This is a genomic window from Furfurilactobacillus curtus, assembly GCF_045862785.1.
GTDB classification, from domain to species: Bacteria; Bacillota; Bacilli; order Lactobacillales; family Lactobacillaceae; genus Furfurilactobacillus; species Furfurilactobacillus curtus.
The window spans coordinates 549,817-567,486 of record NZ_BQXO01000001.1; the positions used below are offsets into that span (position 1 = coordinate 549,817).

17 protein-coding genes are annotated in these 17,670 nt (G+C 45.2%); all 17 read right to left on the reverse strand.

What is annotated here, in order from left to right:
- Positions 1–37: 37 nt before the first annotated feature.
- The 17 genes from ACKTR2_RS02825 to ACKTR2_RS02905 all read right to left on the reverse strand — a co-directional run bounded on the left by ACKTR2_RS02825 (position 38) and on the right by ACKTR2_RS02905 (position 17,620).
- The gene (locus tag ACKTR2_RS02825) at positions 38–511 is read right to left on the reverse strand and encodes a universal stress protein (RefSeq protein ID WP_407882510.1); all 474 of its coding nucleotides are present in this window, start codon (positions 509–511) and stop codon (positions 38–40) included.
- A 64-nt stretch (positions 512–575) separates the two neighbouring features.
- Entirely contained in the window at positions 576–1,184 is a 609-nt protein-coding gene (locus ACKTR2_RS02830) for a hypothetical protein (protein WP_407882511.1), read from the reverse strand.
- A 244-nt stretch (positions 1,185–1,428) separates the two neighbouring features.
- A complete protein-coding gene (locus ACKTR2_RS02835) occupies positions 1,429–1,956 on the reverse strand; it encodes an HdeD family acid-resistance protein (RefSeq protein ID WP_407882512.1) in 528 nt (175 codons plus the stop codon).
- A gap of 303 nt (positions 1,957–2,259) precedes the next feature.
- On the reverse strand, positions 2,260–2,958 hold the full coding sequence (locus ACKTR2_RS02840) for a methionine ABC transporter permease (RefSeq protein ID WP_407882513.1): 699 nt from the start codon (positions 2,956–2,958) through the stop codon (positions 2,260–2,262).
- Positions 2,955–4,064, reverse strand: coding sequence for a methionine ABC transporter ATP-binding protein (locus tag ACKTR2_RS02845; protein ID WP_407882514.1), 1,110 nt, complete (start codon positions 4,062–4,064; stop codon positions 2,955–2,957). Before ACKTR2_RS02845 ends, ACKTR2_RS02840 begins: the two co-directional genes overlap by 4 nt.
- Before the next feature lie 106 nt (positions 4,065–4,170).
- Complete coding sequence (locus tag ACKTR2_RS02850; protein ID WP_407882515.1) at positions 4,171–5,004, reverse strand: MetQ/NlpA family ABC transporter substrate-binding protein; 834 nt, start codon at positions 5,002–5,004, stop codon at positions 4,171–4,173.
- Between the two features lie 493 nt (positions 5,005–5,497).
- On the reverse strand, positions 5,498–6,487 hold the full coding sequence (locus tag ACKTR2_RS02855) for an aldo/keto reductase (RefSeq protein WP_407882516.1): 990 nt from the start codon (positions 6,485–6,487) through the stop codon (positions 5,498–5,500).
- Positions 6,488–6,754: 267 nt separating this feature from the next.
- Complete coding sequence (locus ACKTR2_RS02860; RefSeq protein WP_407882517.1) at positions 6,755–7,741, reverse strand: ribose-phosphate diphosphokinase; 987 nt, start codon at positions 7,739–7,741, stop codon at positions 6,755–6,757.
- Between the two features lie 227 nt (positions 7,742–7,968).
- The gene (locus tag ACKTR2_RS02865) at positions 7,969–9,234 is read right to left on the reverse strand and encodes an MFS transporter (RefSeq protein WP_407882518.1); all 1,266 of its coding nucleotides are present in this window, start codon (positions 9,232–9,234) and stop codon (positions 7,969–7,971) included.
- Positions 9,235–9,253: 19 nt separating this feature from the next.
- Positions 9,254–11,767, reverse strand: a complete 2,514-nt coding sequence (gene recD2 / locus ACKTR2_RS02870) for an SF1B family DNA helicase RecD2 (protein WP_407882519.1) — start codon at positions 11,765–11,767, stop codon at positions 9,254–9,256.
- A gap of 9 nt (positions 11,768–11,776) precedes the next feature.
- Complete coding sequence (locus ACKTR2_RS02875) at positions 11,777–12,463, reverse strand: tetratricopeptide repeat protein (RefSeq protein ID WP_407882520.1); 687 nt, start codon at positions 12,461–12,463, stop codon at positions 11,777–11,779.
- A 34-nt stretch (positions 12,464–12,497) separates the two neighbouring features.
- A complete protein-coding gene (locus ACKTR2_RS02880) occupies positions 12,498–13,160 on the reverse strand; it encodes a histidine phosphatase family protein (RefSeq protein WP_407882521.1) in 663 nt (220 codons plus the stop codon).
- Positions 13,161–13,328: 168 nt separating this feature from the next.
- Positions 13,329–14,462 carry a tRNA 2-thiouridine(34) synthase MnmA gene (mnmA, locus tag ACKTR2_RS02885; RefSeq protein WP_407882522.1) on the reverse strand — a complete coding sequence of 378 codons (1,134 nt, stop codon included), beginning with the start codon at positions 14,460–14,462 and terminating at the stop codon, positions 13,329–13,331.
- Between the two features lie 490 nt (positions 14,463–14,952).
- On the reverse strand, positions 14,953–15,306 hold the full coding sequence (locus tag ACKTR2_RS02890) for a cysteine desulfurase (protein WP_407882523.1): 354 nt from the start codon (positions 15,304–15,306) through the stop codon (positions 14,953–14,955).
- Positions 15,307–15,326: 20 nt separating this feature from the next.
- On the reverse strand, positions 15,327–16,496 hold the full coding sequence (locus ACKTR2_RS02895) for a cysteine desulfurase family protein (protein WP_407882524.1): 1,170 nt from the start codon (positions 16,494–16,496) through the stop codon (positions 15,327–15,329).
- 36 nt (positions 16,497–16,532) lie between these two features.
- Positions 16,533–17,231, reverse strand: a complete 699-nt coding sequence (locus ACKTR2_RS02900) for a 5'-methylthioadenosine/adenosylhomocysteine nucleosidase (protein WP_407882525.1) — start codon at positions 17,229–17,231, stop codon at positions 16,533–16,535.
- Positions 17,232–17,281: 50 nt separating this feature from the next.
- On the reverse strand, positions 17,282–17,620 hold the full coding sequence (locus ACKTR2_RS02905; protein WP_407882526.1) for a hypothetical protein: 339 nt from the start codon (positions 17,618–17,620) through the stop codon (positions 17,282–17,284).
- Positions 17,621–17,670 lie beyond the last annotated feature (50 nt).

Genomic DNA, 17,670 nt, shown 5'->3' on the forward strand with positions numbered 1-17,670 from the left:
GCTCCGCTTTTTTTATGTGAATTTTTTAAATTCAGTTCTAGCGAACCACCAATACAGAAACCGGTGAATATTTCGCAACATAGGCAGCCTGGCTACCAAAGTATTTTGCCACGCCTTGTCGCGATAAAGAACCGACAATGACTAAATCCGGATCAACTTGTGGGATCACTTGTTTAACAATCGTCTCACCAGGATCGCCCTCCGCAATAATGGTTTTAACGGATTTAACCCCTGAATTTTTTGCTGTCTTGCGATAAGACTCCAGCCGCTCTTGAATTCCGGAACGTTGCTGATCCAACATTTCTTTGCTCAGTGCTGTAAAGACATTGACGTCTTGTTCCTCCAAGATACTAACAATTACCAATTCAGACTTGTCCTCCTTGGCTTGTTTAACTGCGTACTGGTATGCAAGCTGCGCATCTGGTGAGTCATCGACCCCCACCAAAATCCGTTTGTAATCGTAAACCTTGCCCTCAATTTTTTTCGGGTGTTGCTGATCATGTTCTGCCATTCCTATCACAACTCCTTCAGTGATATTGTAACCGCTATCGGGGGCATAATACTAGTCTCAACACCTATTTTTGTAATTGATCAATCGCCGTTTTGGCAGACACAAGCTGATCATGAGCTACTTTCATCGCAATCATAGGCTTAACATCACTCCCTTTGATTGTTTTCACTTTACGATTAACTTGATAGCGTTGCGGCTGACCATCAGGAGCAAAAACGAGCTTGCTATTAAAGTCTTTCCCACTTTGGTGATAGTTTGCGGGTTTGTGGGCCGCTTGATCCGCTTTGGTTTTATAAACGATCGTGGCGGTGGTCAGTGGCGTTAATTCCAACTGATTCCCTTTCTTCAAGCTCACGGTCCCATCAGTCACTTGCTCTTGAATTCCAGAAATACCTAAAGGTGTCGTCACGCGCTGTACATAGCGACCATCTTTCGAGAAGGTAATGCTTAACCGGTTGGTCAAAACTTTATGTTTGCCTAGGGTACTCGTCCGTTTAAACGTACCTCGATAATTTTTATCCTGCCAAAATGATTTTGCTGAAGTTGCGTCAGCCTTTTTGTGGTGCTTTGCCTGTGCGTTAGTCGTCCCAACCACCATTAACATACCAATCATGGCGACTAGCACCAGAGATATGTAATGCTGCCAACCCCTTGCTTGTTGTTTAAACATCATAAATTCCCTCCAGAATCTAGTTGAGTGTTTAGCACTCTGTTGTTTATTATGCCAAAGAAGGACTCACTTTGCAGGTGACTGTCAGCATCAGAATAGTTTTTGTATGCCACAAGATGCCTAATTATATCGATTTACCAGCAAATATTTAACTATGTTTACAAATATATGACAAACATTAATTACGTCGACGATGTACAAAAAAACCTGACTTTAAAATAAGTCAGGCGCTCAACTAATTATTTTTCTAAAATGCCCGCATAATGTGATAGGCCCCATAGACCAACAGATATAGACTAACTAATGTGGCCAATGTTAAAGCGGAAACTACCGGTTTGAATAACAATAGAAAGCCCAAAATGATCCCAACTATGTCGAGGATCACGCTAATCCAAAAGTAATTCTTGTCAAAAGTTCGTAAGAGACTGGCCGTAATCAGTCCAGCTAACGAGTCGAAAATAAACCAAACGGCGAAAAAGTATGGCAATATGCGCATACCAATACCTAAGTGAAGGATTAAAAAAGCCCCAATCACAATATCAATAATGCCACTAACCAGCAGCCAGATGGGTGCGCGACCCAGTAATCGACGAACATCATCATGAAACCACACTTGATAAATACCCGCCACGAGTGCAACGATTCCAAACATGACAACGATGGCTAATAAGCTTGAAGCCGGATTAAAAAAGGTCATCAAGCCGGCAATGACGAACAAGATCCCTAAAGCAAAACTGTACCAGTCGAACATTCGACGCGTTGAATTCCAGTTCATTTAAAAGACTCCTTATTGTGGTGAGCTTCAATTGCCCGCGACCACTTCGTTTTTAAATGCCTCATCCCTTTGCGGGTTACTTATGGCCAGTCTACCATGATGGCCGAGTACAACCAACTGTTTGCGCACAATTTGGCAATTTCCTGTTGTCAACGTCACTCACTAAAAGATAATTTACAATCAAGTTCGAATAAATCCGTTCATCGAAGTTTCAGCGACTGGTCTTGTCGATTCACTCGGTTAAAGCATCAAGATTGATCCAAAGCAGACTAAAAATGGCTGAGTCTTGTAACTGAGCGAAGTTTAACGATGATCTGTCCGCCGGGCAAACCAGTCACCCACGATTTGAACTAAGAAAACGATGACCAAAATGATGATCATGGCCATAACGGTAATATCATTTTCAAATCGGTCATAACCAATGCTAATTGCCGTGTTCCCTAAACCACCGCCGCCGATGGCACCTGCCATGGCAGTCAGTCCAATCAGCGAAATAATTGTCACGACAGAAGTCCGAATGAGATCTGGCAATGCCTCGCGCAGATACACGCGAAAGATAATTTGCATGGGCGAAGCACCCACTGCTTCAGCCGCTTCAATAATCCCTCGATCAACATCAAATAAAGCATTTTGAACTTGCCGAGCATAAAATGGCGCACACCCAATCGTTAGTGGAACGAGCGCCGCAGTGGTTCCAATTGATGTCCCGACAATCAGTCGTGTAAACGGTGCAATCACTGCTAACAAAATAATGAATGGAATGGATCGAAAAATATTGACCAATTTATCGAGAATCCAGTAAATGCTGGGATTAGCAAGGATGCCTCCTGGAGCAGTCACAACTAGAATAATTCCCATCAATAATCCTAAAATGCCAGCAACTAGACCGGAAACCAACGTCATGTAAATAGTTTCCCAAGTCGATTGAATGAAAACGTCTTTATTTGCGATCACATTTGGCATCAATGACGTCCAGAACCCGCTTGCAATTAATGTATTCATGCGTCACCCTCCCCGCGATTTGCTTTGGCCGCTTTGTTAGCCAATTCCGCTCGATATTTCGGCACATCAATGACACGAACGTGAACGCCTTGCCCTTTAACATAAGCCAACGCATCGTCAACTGCAGTCCCGCTTAAGACTAAGCCTAACGTACCGACCGGCGTTTTCTGTAGAATCTCGACGTTTCCAAAAAGGATATTCGGGGTGACTTTAAATTGCTCGTACAACTGCGCAATTAAGGGATCATCAGTCGAAGCCCCAGCATATGAAAGGACAACTAATCGTTCATCAACGCCCAGTTGCTGAATCCGTGGTTGTGAGACGACATTTGCCAGTGCCGAATCAACCTGCGTTGATGTTTCGATAAATTCTTGCGTTAGCTGTTCTTTCGGATTTGAAAAAATCGTCAATAAATCGCCACGCTCAATAATTTCACCACTTTGCATCACCGCGACTCGATTACAGATAGCTTTCACTGCCTGCATTTCATGTGTAATTAGCACTACTGTTAAGCCTAAGGTTTCATTTAGCCGCTTTAATAAAGCTAAAATAGAACCGGTAGTTTTGGGATCCAACGCAGAAGTTGCCTCGTCAGAAATTAAAATTTCTGGATCATTTGCCAAAGCACGTGCAATGGCGACCCGTTGCTTTTGACCACCAGACAACTGTGCCGGATAGTCATTCTTCTTATCAGACAAACCTACTAACGCCAATAATTCATCAACTTTATCCAGTTGCTGCTGTTTGCTTAACGTCGTTCCCAACAATAGTGGAAAACGGACATTGTCGCCAATCGTTCTTTCATTCATCAAATTAAAATGTTGAAAGATCATGCCAATCTTCGTCCGCGCTTGACGTAAAGCCTTGCCATGCAACTGGTCAAGCCGCTGGCCATTAACAGTGACCGTGCCATTGGTCTGTAGTTGAAGTTGATTGATCACACGGACCAACGTACTTTTACCAGCGCCTGAATAGCCCACAATACCGTAAATATCGCCCTTATTAACGGTCAGGTCAACCTGCTTAACGGCTGAAACCGTTCGATCAGCCTCTTTAAATGTCACATCGATCCCGCTTAGTTCGATCATCGGGGTTGCTTCTGCCATAATTCATATCCTTTCTCGTTAAACAAACACTAATTTAAAAAGTTTTTCGCTTGTTCTATGTAGGCCAAACCGATATCGTAGGTCCGGCTTGGCGATTAATTAAAAATTATTTGGCAATCTTCAAATTCCATGCTGGCAACTCGGTGCCATGGAAGTCTTTTTGAATAAGCTTAGCATTCCGTTCGCTCTGGTAAGCCTTAACGATTTCTTTAATTGCTCGCTTATTTTTATCTGCTTTGCGCGCAGCAATGATATTGATGTAAGGCTTAACGTTCTGATCAATCTTTTCAGCGTAAACCGCATGCTTGATGTTCAATCCTGCATCAACCGCAAATGTATTGTTGACAACGGCGGCAGTGACGGAATCTAATGAACGCGGTGTTTGATCAGCAGCAACCGCCGTGATTTTTAATGACTTAGGATTACTAGTAATATCTTTAGTCGTTGGTAGTTTTGTGTGGTTTAACTTGATCAAGCCGGCATTCTTCAATAGGTTTAAGGCCCGGCCTTCATTCGTTGCGTCATTCGGGATCACAATTGAATCGCCTTTTTTAAACGCACTGATCTTCTTAATCTTTTTGCTAAACAAGCCTAAAGGTGCAACAACAGTCTTGCCCACTGAGGTAATGTCTGTCTTGTGCGCCTTGTTCCATTGATCCAAGAAATAGTAGTGCTGAAAGGCATTAATATCAATTTGCTTGTCATTTAGGGCTTGGTTGGGCTGGGTGTAATCTGTGAATGTCACAATTTTTAAATTAATCCCATCCTTTTTAACTTTGCTGGCAATCGGCTTCCAAATCTTTTCATCGTCAGTTCCGACGATGCCCACTTTAATGGTCGTCGTTTGCTTACTAGTTGATTTCCCACAACCAGCTAGAACCAAAATAAGTGCAAAAACCGCTGTTAAACTTAATAATACCCGTTTTGCCTTTTTATTCATCACACTGTTCCTCCTCAATTTTCACTTAAATTAAAATCAATCATGACGTTAATGACCACTTCATTAAGACAACCGATGATGACTTGCCGACTAAAAAAGCTCGCTTCTAATCAAATTGATTAGAAGCGAGCAGCCCGCGTTACCATTCTAAATTCAGACTAAATTCACATTTAGTCTCTCACCAACCGACGCCTCCTGGGGGTCTAGAACTCCCCAGTTGGTTAAGGTGTGCGCGATAATGGGCGCCAAGTCATTTTCATCTTACGCAACGCGCTCGATGAAACCAATCACAGGCCATGTTCGTCTTTGCGCCACTCGCCTGTTTTCAGCAACTCAGGCTTTCTGGATAGCTTTACAAAGGCTACTCTCCTGTTCGTATTGTTTCGGTTTCATGAAATTAACTAAGATAGTAGCGCATTGAAAATCACCTGTCAATGAGAAAGTTGAGAAAATCATGAGACTAATTTTTGGTTTCTCATTAAAATAATTATTTTTATCGGTCAAGAATTGTATTGATCTGGGCTAATTCATCATCTGTAAAGCTCATTTGATCGACTGCTTTCAGATTGTTCAATAAATGGTCGATGTGACTAGCCCCGATCACAACGCTGGCCACGACATCGTCATGCAATAACCAGGCCAACGCCATTTGCGCAAGGGTTTGCCCCCGGTCGCTAGCAACTTGATTCAAATCATTGAGCTTCTTTACTAACCTATCCGTGCCTTGATCCAAGGCCCATTGATTACTCCAATGAATCGGCATGTCATCAGGAATTCCTTGCAAGTATCGATCCGTGAGCAATCCTTCCGCAAGCGGACCATACGCAACCAAGCCCCGTTGATCATTTCGTAACACATCTAATAAGCCGTCTGTTTCAACAGTTCGGTTGATCATATTGTAACTGCTCTGATTCACCACAAATGGTGTGTGATGAGCCTTAAACAACTTCGTGATCGCCGCGGTTTGTTTTGCATCAAAATTAGAGATGCCGACATACAATGTTTTACCTTGCCGTACCATCAGATCCAATGTTTCAACCTGTTCCTCTAATGAAGTCTTGGGATCGAAACGATGCATATAAAAGACATCGACGTAGTCCAGATGCATGCGTTTCAATGAAAGATCCAACGCGTTCATCAGCGTTTTCCGTGATGAAAATTCACCATACGGTCCAGGCCACATGTGGAAACCAGCTTTGGTTGTAATGACCAACTCATTTCGATAAGGCTTCAAATCTTGCTCAAAAACTCGGCCAAACGTTTCTTCAGCTGATCCATTACTGGGTCCGTAGTTTGAGGCGTTATCAAAGCTAAAAATGCCTTGATCAAAAGCCGACAAAATCAATTCTCGACTATTGGCATATGGTTGTTGATCGCCTAAGTTACGCCAAAGTCCAAAACTGATGGCAGGCAACATAAACCCAGTATCTGCAACCCGTCGAACGGGCATTTTGTTATAACGTTGTTCATCTGCTTGATACATCTTATTACTCCCCCTTCGCCACTGTGCTGTCAATTGCTGACAAAATCTTAACTAATCAATTCAATTATTTATTTTAGCTCATTTTAAAGATGAAAACGAGTGGTTGATTTCCGCGCCGATGGGTTATCAGGCGCGTAGGGATTTATTTAGACAAGTTAAGGTAAAAAAATGTTTATAACGTTTTTTTGAAACTCCAATAAAAAAAACGCGCTAAATCCTGATTGGATTTGCGCGAATCTCTTCAATTACCGATGTAAATCACAACCCTCACCGTAATTTCACATCGGGATTTTGTTTACTGATAAAAAGTTCGTCAACGGGCTGATTATTATGGATCCGCATAATGGCTTCCCCCATCAGATCAGCGACTGAAATCACAACAAGCTTATCAAACGCCTTTTCAACTGGCACCCCAATTGAATCCGTCACAATCACTCGATCTAGCTGTGAATTAGCCAAAGTGGCCGCCGCATTGCCTGAAAAGATCGGGTGTGTGGCCACCGCATATGTGTGTTTAGCACCGCCGGATTTTAAAATATTGGCGGACAAAGCCATCCGATCCGCCGTATCGATCATGTCATCGATGATAATCGCATTTTTGTCTTGGACATCACCAATAATAGAGTCAGGTTCTGGATCAAATTTATCTTCAGAGCGATTATCAATGATCGCAATGGGAGCCTTTAACAATTCTGCAAAATTGCGAGCCCGTGACACGCCGGCATGATCAGGGGCGACAACCACCACATTATCTAATAAATCATGAGTATAGAAATATTTTGCCAATAATGGTGCTGCTAACAAATGGTCCACCGGAATGTTAAAGAAGCCTTGGACCTGTTCGGCATGTAGATCAAGGGTCAACACGCGATCTACGCCATCGATTTCCAAAAAATTAGCGACCAACTTAGCCGTAATTGGTTCTCGAGAGCGAGCCTTGCGATCGGCGCGTGCATAACCATAATAAGGCAAGACCACATTAATTTGTCCTGCACTAGCCCGACGTAATGCATCCACCATGATCATTACTTGCATAAAGGAACTGTTGACTGGATCACTAACGGATTGGATGACGTACGCTTCACAACCTCTAACACTTTCGTCAATACTGATCGCAATTTCACCATCGGCAAATGTGCTGATCGTCGCAGGGCTTAACGGAATATCGATTGAGGCTGCAATTTTTTCAGCCAACGCGCGGTTTGTGTTTAATGCAAATAGTTTAATATCACCATTGGTGTGTTGTTCGCTCATGATTGCCTCCACTGCTTTTGTTCAATATGCCTATTATCGCAAAAAAAACCGAGGGTGAACACCCCCCCAGAGCGTGAGTAAGACTGGTTTGAGTCCGAGCAACAACTGGAAATCATGGACGAGTGGGCTTCACCCGGTAGTGATTGCTAGTTGTGCACAGTCTTCAGTGATGGCGAACACGTTTACATTAGAGCGTGAGTCACGCCACCTGCGCCCGAGCTCACCGATTAATCCTCACGACCCGGTGCGCCAATTCGTTGGAGGACCCTGTTGAAGTACCAGGCGACGACGATTAAGACCAGTCCACTAGCCATGAAGATCCATTTGATCGCAACCACGTCCGCTAAGGGACCAAAGAATAACATGGCAATAGGATAAATGCCTGTCGAGACAATTTGAAAAATTGAGAAAACCCGGCCCATCATGTTGGGTGTGACCGCTTCTTGAATCAGGATATTGCTAGTGGCAGTGATAATCGGCATCGCAATGCCACTGATAAACATGAAGAACAGATACCAAGCGAATGGTCGTGCAATGCCCATTGCCGCAAAGGCTACGCCAGAAACGCCTAATGCGACGGCAATGATTCGAATTTTATGGGGTAATTGGTGGTGGCTACTGATCCAAATACCCCCAAGCGTGGCTCCTGCCGTCCATAACAATTCGTTTAACGTCAGCAACATGACCTTGCTGCCAAAGGTTTGCTTCACAAATAATGTCGATAACTGTGAACTTGGCGCAATCAACACAAAGGATAAGGCGATTAGGATCATAAACCAGCGCATGAAACCATGTGCAAACGTGAAGCGTAGGCCGCTGCCAATTTCAGCCAAGGTAGATGTTACCATCCCTGCGCTATTTTTCTGAAAGGCCACCACACTGGGCGCAATTCGAATTCCAGCTAGTAGCAGTAAACCAATCGAGGCCGTGACAACATCGACGACGAAAATGAAGATAATCCCCAAACGACTTAAAATAAGCCCCGACACAATTGGAGTAATGAGTAGTAAGCCGGCGTTGATTAACTGATTTAACCCATTCATCCGCGTCAGTTGAGCTCGCGGCGCTAACTGCGGTAATAAAGCGTTCCCAACCGGCATCTCAACCCCGGTGCCTAACGAACGAACGGCTGCAATTAGAAGCAACAACCACAAATCGCGCCACCCAAAATAAAACATCAAAGCGATGCCCAACGTCACCACCGTAACCATGCCAGTTGCCCACATTAATAAATTACGTCGATTACAACGATCAGCCCACACGCCGGCCCACAAAGAGACCAAAATTTGCGGTAAACTCTGGGCCAATGTAGCCAACATCATCCACGTTCCTGATGAAGCCTTCAAGGCAATGTACCACAGGATTGCAAAGAAAACTGAAGAGGAACCAAACAGAAAAAAGTTTTGCGCCGCTAAAAATAAACCGGTATTCACCCGCCAGTGCTCAGCAATGGCGGTATCTTGTTGTGCTGCGGTTGTTGCATTCTGTGCCATCTGCCTCTCCCCTCGGTTTTTAATTGTCCACTGACTGCGTATCAGTCCGTGACCCGGCAAATGAAGCTGGCGTAATCCCCGCCATGCCAATCATTGGATCCACTGTACCACTCAAGACTAATGCAGTTGTTAAAACTGTCCCCGCCCGCTCAGCTGGTTCGTCATGAATTATTGGAGCAGAATTAGCAAGTTGAACCCGCTTCGGCGTTTTCGATGTTGCCTGATTTTCTGTTGCAGTTTCCGTCGACTGACCAAATACTTGACGTAATCGTTCAGGTAATGTCGTATGGCGGTTGGCGGATTCGTTGTGGGCCGCTTCACTAAAGGAATGCTCGTCGCCAACCAAAATCAGCCATTGCTGGGCGCGTGTCACCGCTGTATATAACAAATTACGTTGTAACATTCGCCGAAATTGAGGCACCAGCGGCAAGATCACTAATTTGAATTGTGACCCTTGCGCCTTATGAATCGAGACACAATAAGCTAGTGTGATCCGATCAAATTGTTGGCGCGTGTACTCAACTTCCGTCTGTTCAAAAGCTAGGGTTAGCTTATCGACTTTGTCTTCATTAGTTTTATCACTTGCTAAGTCAATGCCCACGATTTCGCCCATGTCACCATTAAATACATTATGTTCGGGGCTATTAACCAAATGAAGAACTTTATCACCGATCCGAAATTGCTCACCGTGAGCCGTTAATTGTTTCGTTTTCGCCGATCGCGGCGGATTAAGGATCGTCTGTAAAGCGGCATTGAGCGCATTAATTCCGGCAGCGCCGCGATACATAGGAGCTAGTACCTGAATGTCACTTTTAGCAAATCCGCGTGCTTTCGCTCGTTCTACCACCTGACTAATCAGCGGCACAACCTGGTTGGGATCGGCCGCAAAAAAACTTCGGTCGGCTTGATTGACGGTAAAGTCAGCAGGTAAATGACCGGCCTTAATGGCGTGCGCCAGTGGAATGATTGATGAGGCATCCGCCTGTCGGTAGATCGTCGTTAGTTGTGTTGCCGGCAAGCAAGCGGAATTTAATAAATCGGCAAACACTTGCCCTGGCCCAACTGATGGCAATTGATCGCGATCTCCGACCAAAACAACTTGCATCCCGTCTGGAATGGCCGCCATCAGCGTCTTAAATAAGAAGGTATCGACCATCGACATCTCATCGACAATTAACAGCCCGCCACTTAATTCATGTCCACTCGTTTCCGCATCGCTGGTTTCGCGACCCGTCAAGCCTAACAATCGATGAATCGTGCTAGCTGGCAAATCAGTTACCTCGCTCATTCGTTTGGCCGCTCGACCGGTCGGGGCCGCCAATAAAATGGGAAAAGTGCCAGACTCATATTCATTCACATCCAAGGAAACATCATGTAAATGTGCAAAAAGCGCCACTAGTCCGTTGATAATGGTCGTTTTACCAGTCCCCGGACCACCGGTCAGTAGCGAAATAGGTGCGGTGATTGCCGTCTTCAAAGCGTCCACTTGATCTGCGTCGTAATCAATATCTAATTGCTTTTGGACCCAACGAATCTCGTGATTCCAATCCGTGTCGTCATCAACGACGGTTACTTGCTGCTGATGGAGCCGAACCAATTGCTCAGCGGCGCCCCATTCACTATCGTATAACGACTTTAAATAAACCTGTTGCTTGGTCCCAACAATTTTTTGATCTTTGGCTAAGGCTAAGAGTTGATCTGCCAAATCATTAGGTGAAATTTGCACGGGACGTGCCTGCTCTAGTAACGAAGTGGCCCCGTTTAATACCGGCGTTAATGCCGCGTAAGTATCACCAGCGGAAAAGCACAGGTTTGTAATGGTTTCCAGCAGGGCCGCTCGTAACCGTCCAGGGGCATCTGCATCAAAACCCAGTTGTTCGGCAATCTGATCCGCTCGTTTGAAGCTGACACCATTGATATCTTCAGCCAGTCGATACGGATTTTCTTGAATAACGCGCATCGTATCCTGTCGATACGCTTCAAAAATCGTCGCTGCTAACTGACTACCGAAACCTAAACCATTCAATCCGATAATGATCTGATCAGTCCCATGATTTTCCGTCAGCACCGAGACCAAATGTTCGCGTACCTCGGCCTTTAATCCCAGTGATGTTAAGACTGCTGGGTCCGCAATAATCTTGTCAATTAGGTCTGTTCCTAATGTATCTACTAACCGTTCTGCAGTCTTCTTGCCCAGTCCTGGAAATTGGTCCGAAGATAGATATTTGACGAGACCGGTTTTCGTCGTCGGCGTTTCATTTTCATAATTGCTGGCGGCAAATTGTTTACCATACTTAGGATGTTCAATCATTTTACCGATAAATCGATATGTCGTCTCTTCTGCTACATCCCCAAAAGAGCCGGTCACGACAACCTCGTCATCCGTCCAGTCCAGACTGCTGTGATCCACTCTCACCAATAAAACTTTATAAAAGGAGTCAGGACTGCTAAAAAAAATGGCGGCAACTTTGCCGACCACGTAATCTGGTTCAAAAGTTGAATTTTCCTCAAAAAGTGTCCCTTGTGTGGCCATATTGATCACCTACTGTTCTTCATCATGATCTGCAGGTTCATGCTTGTGGATGAGCGTCGCAATATCGTTAATGCGTTGGGCTGATTGGGCCACATACGCTGGATCTAACTTTTTAGCCTGCGCCATAAATGGTTGCTCATCTTGCCCTAACGCCATCGCAACTAAGCCACGATTAAAGTTCAACTGCCCATCAGATGCCTGCTTCGCCAGCGCTTGATCGTAAAAATCTGCCGCCTGATGAAAATTGCCCATTGCTAACAGAATGTCACCTAATAACGCATTTACCGCTGGATCCGTTGCCCGTTGGTCATGCACAGTCAAGGCAAAGGCAAAAGCTTTTTGGTAGTCTTTTTGTTGCATGTAGGTTTCGGCCAACATTAAATAGGCATCTAATTTACGTTGATCCGTCTGTACTTTCGCAAACATCTGTGCCGCTTGGTCATAAGCCGCAGCCTGATAATACACATTGCCTAACCCATACGTGAGCAAATCAGTGGCAGCTAGGTCACTGTGAAATTGCCCTAACATCTTCATTAACAGCTCTTCGGCCTGTTCGTAATCTTGCATTTCTGTTAATACAGTTGCTAGTTGGTAAATCAACTGGGCATCCTGGGGATTGGCATCAATGGCTTTGACTAGCTTCTTTACCGTGGCACTGGCGGCTGCTTGCGCCTGTTGCCCATCTTTCTCGCTCATCTCACCCATCCTTTCTTAAAAATGGCTTCATTACTTAAATGGTACTTGTCGCATCTGGTTGCTCTGCTAAATAAGCTGTCAGATTACGTGCTAATTGGGTGAAAGTTTGGCCACCATCAGTTGATTCTAAAATTGTCGTACTCGTGTTTGCCAAGCCACCAGCGGCTCGCATTTGTGACATTGGAATATTCAATAAACCATTGATTCCCGCATTCAAAGCCGCACCGTGAGAAACCACTAATAGATTGGCATCATCCTGAGGATGCGCGGCAACAGCCCGAGAAATCACTTGATCCATCCGCGCAATCACCTGCGCAAATGTTTCACCACCGATAACCGTTGGATCATAACGATCGGCATGATACCGAAACCCATCGTACTGCTTGGGATATTGTTCCTTCACGTCCTCAAAATACATGCCTTCTAACTTGCCCAACTCAAACTCGCGTAACCCAGAATCTAAAGTGGGCGACAATGGTTGAGCGAGCCCCTTGATTAAGTGGATGGCAGTGAGACGAGCTCGTTTAATTGGACTGGCATACACGTGAGCAAACTTTACATCCGCTAAATAATCAGCTAGTAACGCAATTTCTTCATAACTGCGCCGTAATAGCGGTGAATCACCATTAGCGCCCTGATAGCGCCCTTCTAAATTCCACTGCGTTTTACCGTGACGAATGAAAAAAATGCGTGTCATGTCAGCCCCGTCCCTTCGCGTTTGAATGCTTTTATTATGCCATTTTTAACGAGGAAATCAAACCCGTTGCGCTAGCACTACTGTGACCCTAAAGTCCATTGTCAATCCAAAAAAAGCAGCCACCACTTTCGATTTCCCGAAAGCTGGTGACTGTTGGCCTAACATGCCTTATACATATTGGAGTTGCTTAACCTGATTATAGGCTGCATCAATAATGCCACTACCTAAGCACTCGTCGCCATTGTAAAATACGACGGCTTGTCCTGGCGTAATCGCCCGAACTGGTTGATCAAATGTCACCGTAACAGTCGTTTGGTCCTCATTTAGATGAACTGTGACACCAGTATCTTTTTGCCGGTAACGGAATTTCGCGGTGACATGAAAATCGTTGTCGGTCACGTCATTGACCCAGTTCAGATCAGAGGCACTTAAGCTCGTGGCCAAGAGGTGGGGATTATTGAAACCTTGACCAACATACAGAATGTTTTGACTCAAGTCCTTACCAATCACAAACCAAGGCTCGTCGCCTTCCTTTTGGCCACCAATCCCCAGGCCCTTGCGTTGACCAATGGTGTAGTTCATCAGGCCATAATGAGTCCCCTTTACCTCGCCATCTAAGGTCATCATTTGACCTTCTTGGGCTGGTAAATACTGATTCAAAAAGCCTTTCCAGTTCTTCTCACCAATAAAGCAAATCCCCACAGAGTCCTTCTTTTCAGCCGTTGCCAAACCAGCTTCTTCGGCAATTTGACGCACCTGTGGCTTTTCATAATCACCCAATGGAAATAATACACGGTCCAACTGTTCAGAAGATAACTGGCTCAAAAAGTACGTTTGATCCTTGTTGCTATCTAAGCCACGCAATAAATGACTGTGACCATCCACATCATGCGTCACGCGTGCATAATGACCAGTCGCGATGTAATCAGCGCCTAACTCCAACGCATAATCTAAGAACGCTTTAAACTTGATTTCCTTGTTACAAACAACGTCTGGATTTGGTGTTCGGCCCTTTTTGTACTCATCTAAGAAATACGTAAAGACGCGGTCCCAGTATTCCTTTTCAAAGTTGACTGAGTAGTATGGAATGCCAATTTCATTAGCAACCCGCGCTACATCCTTATAATCTTCGGTCGCCGTACAAACGCCATTATCATCGGTATCGTCCCAATTTTTCATGAAAACACCGACAACATCGTAGCCCTGCTGCTTTAGCAGTAGTGCTGTCACTGACGAATCCACCCCACCACTCATGCCGACGACAACACGCGTGTGCGAATGATCAATAGTCTGATCAACCATGGTCTCACCATCATTTCAAATAGATTCTGAGAATCAACGATTTGAAGGTCGCAATTATCAGTTCCACCAGTATACCGCGGTGTACTTACTATTTTCAAGTCAGAGCGTGAACCAGGTCGGTTTGAGTCTGAGCAACAACGGACAATCGCAATTGGGCGGTGGTTGCCCGGTTGTGCTTGTTGGTTGTGCACAAGACTCAGGCCTGGTGAGCGCGTTTACGCAAGAGCGCGAACCAGGCCGTTTTGAGTCTGAGCAACAACGGACAATCACAATTGGGCGATGTTTGCCCGGTTGTGGTTGTTGGTTGTGCACAAGACTCAGGCCTAGTGAGCACGTTTACGCAAGAGCGCGAACCATGATGACGGCAACTTTTAGGGGTGTCATTGCACCAAAGTCAGATTGGACTTGTATAACGTGGTTCACCGCTGGCCAACTTGAACCCAAAAAACGTGCCAACCCACATCAGGTTACCACGTTTTAAACGACCCATTTAAGCATCGACTGCAACTTTTTGCAACACTTTTCGTTCAATTAGGTCATTAATTTGAAATTGATATTGTTCTGTCAACACAGCGGCGTTTGCATTCGTAAAAATGTTCACGTTGCCGGTTCCACTGGGATTTACCGTACTGAGTTTAAACCCAGAAAGATCCTTATTAACTAACATTCTAAGTTTGATCGCGCGTGCTAAAGCCACACTTGCGTCCAGCGGCCGTTCAAGCAAAAATCCACCAGCGTTGGTTTCGCGAAAGCCTAAATCGCGTAACGTATACCGCTTTAATTCAGTACTTAATGCATAAACTTGAGGATCACCAGCCACTTGTACTTCTTGTTGGAAAGCCATCGAGGTCTCATCTCCTAAAATTAATCATGAATCGTTACATTGTGCGCCTGCAAACGTTTAGTCATCATCACAATGGCTTGAACAAAGGCTTGTAAATCCTCATTGGTTGTATAGCGGCCAAAGCTCAAACGAATGGATTGCATGACCCGCGGCTGATCTTCGCCATACATCGCAACTAAAACATGACTGGGATCGATAGACCCCGCCGTACAAGCAGAACCCGCCGAGACAGCAATTCCCGCTAAATCAAGGTTAGTTAACGTCACGTCATTTTCGACACCTTTGATCCATAAATTCAAGACGTGTTGTAAATTCTCCGGTTGCAAACTACCGTTAACTTCAAAATCAACGCCGGCGTTTGTTAAACCGTCGATAACCGTCTGTTTAAAACCGGCATATTTAGCCTGACGCGCCGCCTTCTCTGTCGATGTAATCGCCTTGACTGCCGTGGCAAATCCAGCAATTGCTGGAATATTCTCTGTACCGGCTCGGCGCTTATCTTCTTGGTCGCCACCCTTCATAAAACTAGGAAAATTAAGGTCTTCACGACGATACAAGAAGCCCATCTGCTTGGGACCATTGATTTTATGCGCCGAAGTAGATAGCAAATCAATATGATCACGTTTCACATCAATATCCAGTAGGCCAAAGGTTTGAACTGCATCCGTATGAAACCAAGCCTGATGGTCCTTCAATAATTCACCAATTTCATGGATCGGCATGGTCGAGCCAACTTCATTATTTCCCATCATAATCGACACAAGGATCGTGTCTTCATTTAAGGCGGCCTTCAAATCGGCCATGTTAATTTCTCCTGCCGCATTCACAGGTAAATAGACAATATCGAATCCTTGAGTCGCTAGCCAAGCAGTGGTTTTCATCACTGACTCATGCTCAATGGCCGTCGTAATGATGCGTTTACCTAATTTCTGACGAGCCAGCGCCGTTTGGGTGATGGCGGTGTTGTTGCTTTCCGTACCACCCGCCGTAAACACAATTTCATTATCATCCGCATTAATACTTTGTGCCATGACGTGGCGAGCATCATCTAACACGGCCCGTGCTGCCCGACCGAAAGAATGCACGGAACTGGCGTTGCCAAAGTCATTCTTCATTTGGTCCATCATCGTTTCAATGACTTCATCGCTCATCGGGGTCGTCGCCGCATTATCTAAATAAATTTGCTTCACAACTAGTCCTCCTACATTTTTTGCATAACGTTACGCCTAGTTGGCCGAGACGTGCTCAAAAAAATTTAACAGCATCGCGGCGGATTTTTGACCAGCTTCAATAATAAACTCGTCAAACGAGACCCCTGCGTTGCCATCCGCAGTATCACTCATAGCGCGAATAACCAAGTAAGCCACATTAAATTGATGGGCGACCTGACCAACTGCGGCCCCCTCCATCTCACAGCTCAAAGCTTCTGGAAAATGCTGTTTGATTTGGCTGATCGTTTGTTCACTAGCCACAAAGGAGTCCCCTGTCACGATCAAGCCACGCTTGGTGGCCAAACCGGTTGCTTTGGCAGCCGCCTCAATCGCGGTACCCCACTTCGTTGACGCATCAAAACGAGCCGGTTGCTGGGGCAATTGCCCATAAACATAGTCAAACGCAGTCGCGTCAACATCCCAATAGGCAGTCTGATCAGCGATCACAACATCGCCAACGGCTAAATCACTTCCAATGCCCCCCGCTGAACCGCTATTAATCACGATATCAACCCCGAAGTTAGTGATCAACAAGGCGGTTGTCAAGCCGGCCGCTACTTTACCAATTCCAGAACGAACCAACACCACATCATGCCCACTGATCGTGCCAGTATAAAAGTCAACTTGACCAATAGCGGTCGTTTGTTGATCCGTTAGATGCGCGAGCAAACTCTTAATTTCTTCATCCATCGCACATAAAATCCCAAATTTCATGAATCGATTACTCCCTCTTAATTCTTGTTTCGTCTGCCAATTTCCGATAACTAACCGACAAATCGTAAAATGATGTAAACCAATAAAATCAAGCCAATTAATATCATAATCGTAACATTCAAACGATGGGCGAGCCGCTGACGCTTCTGTTCCCCAGTCAATGACTGAGTGGCGGCCCGCTGTGCCTCAGGCTCCCCCTCGCTAGCTACATGAGGGACAGCATTTTTTTGACCAAAGGGCCACCAACGTCGTTTCGCTCGCGTGACTCGTTTTTCCTGCCGCGACTCGCCACTTAGTGAGCTGGTTTCTGACGTAGGTTGCCTAGTCTCTTGCTGTCGATATTGCTCGCGAGTCAACGGCGCCTGTGAGTCTTGGGGTTGTTCACTCATCTATCTCTCCTCTTGCTTTTTGAACAGTTCACTTGCTTCGTAAAGACTTT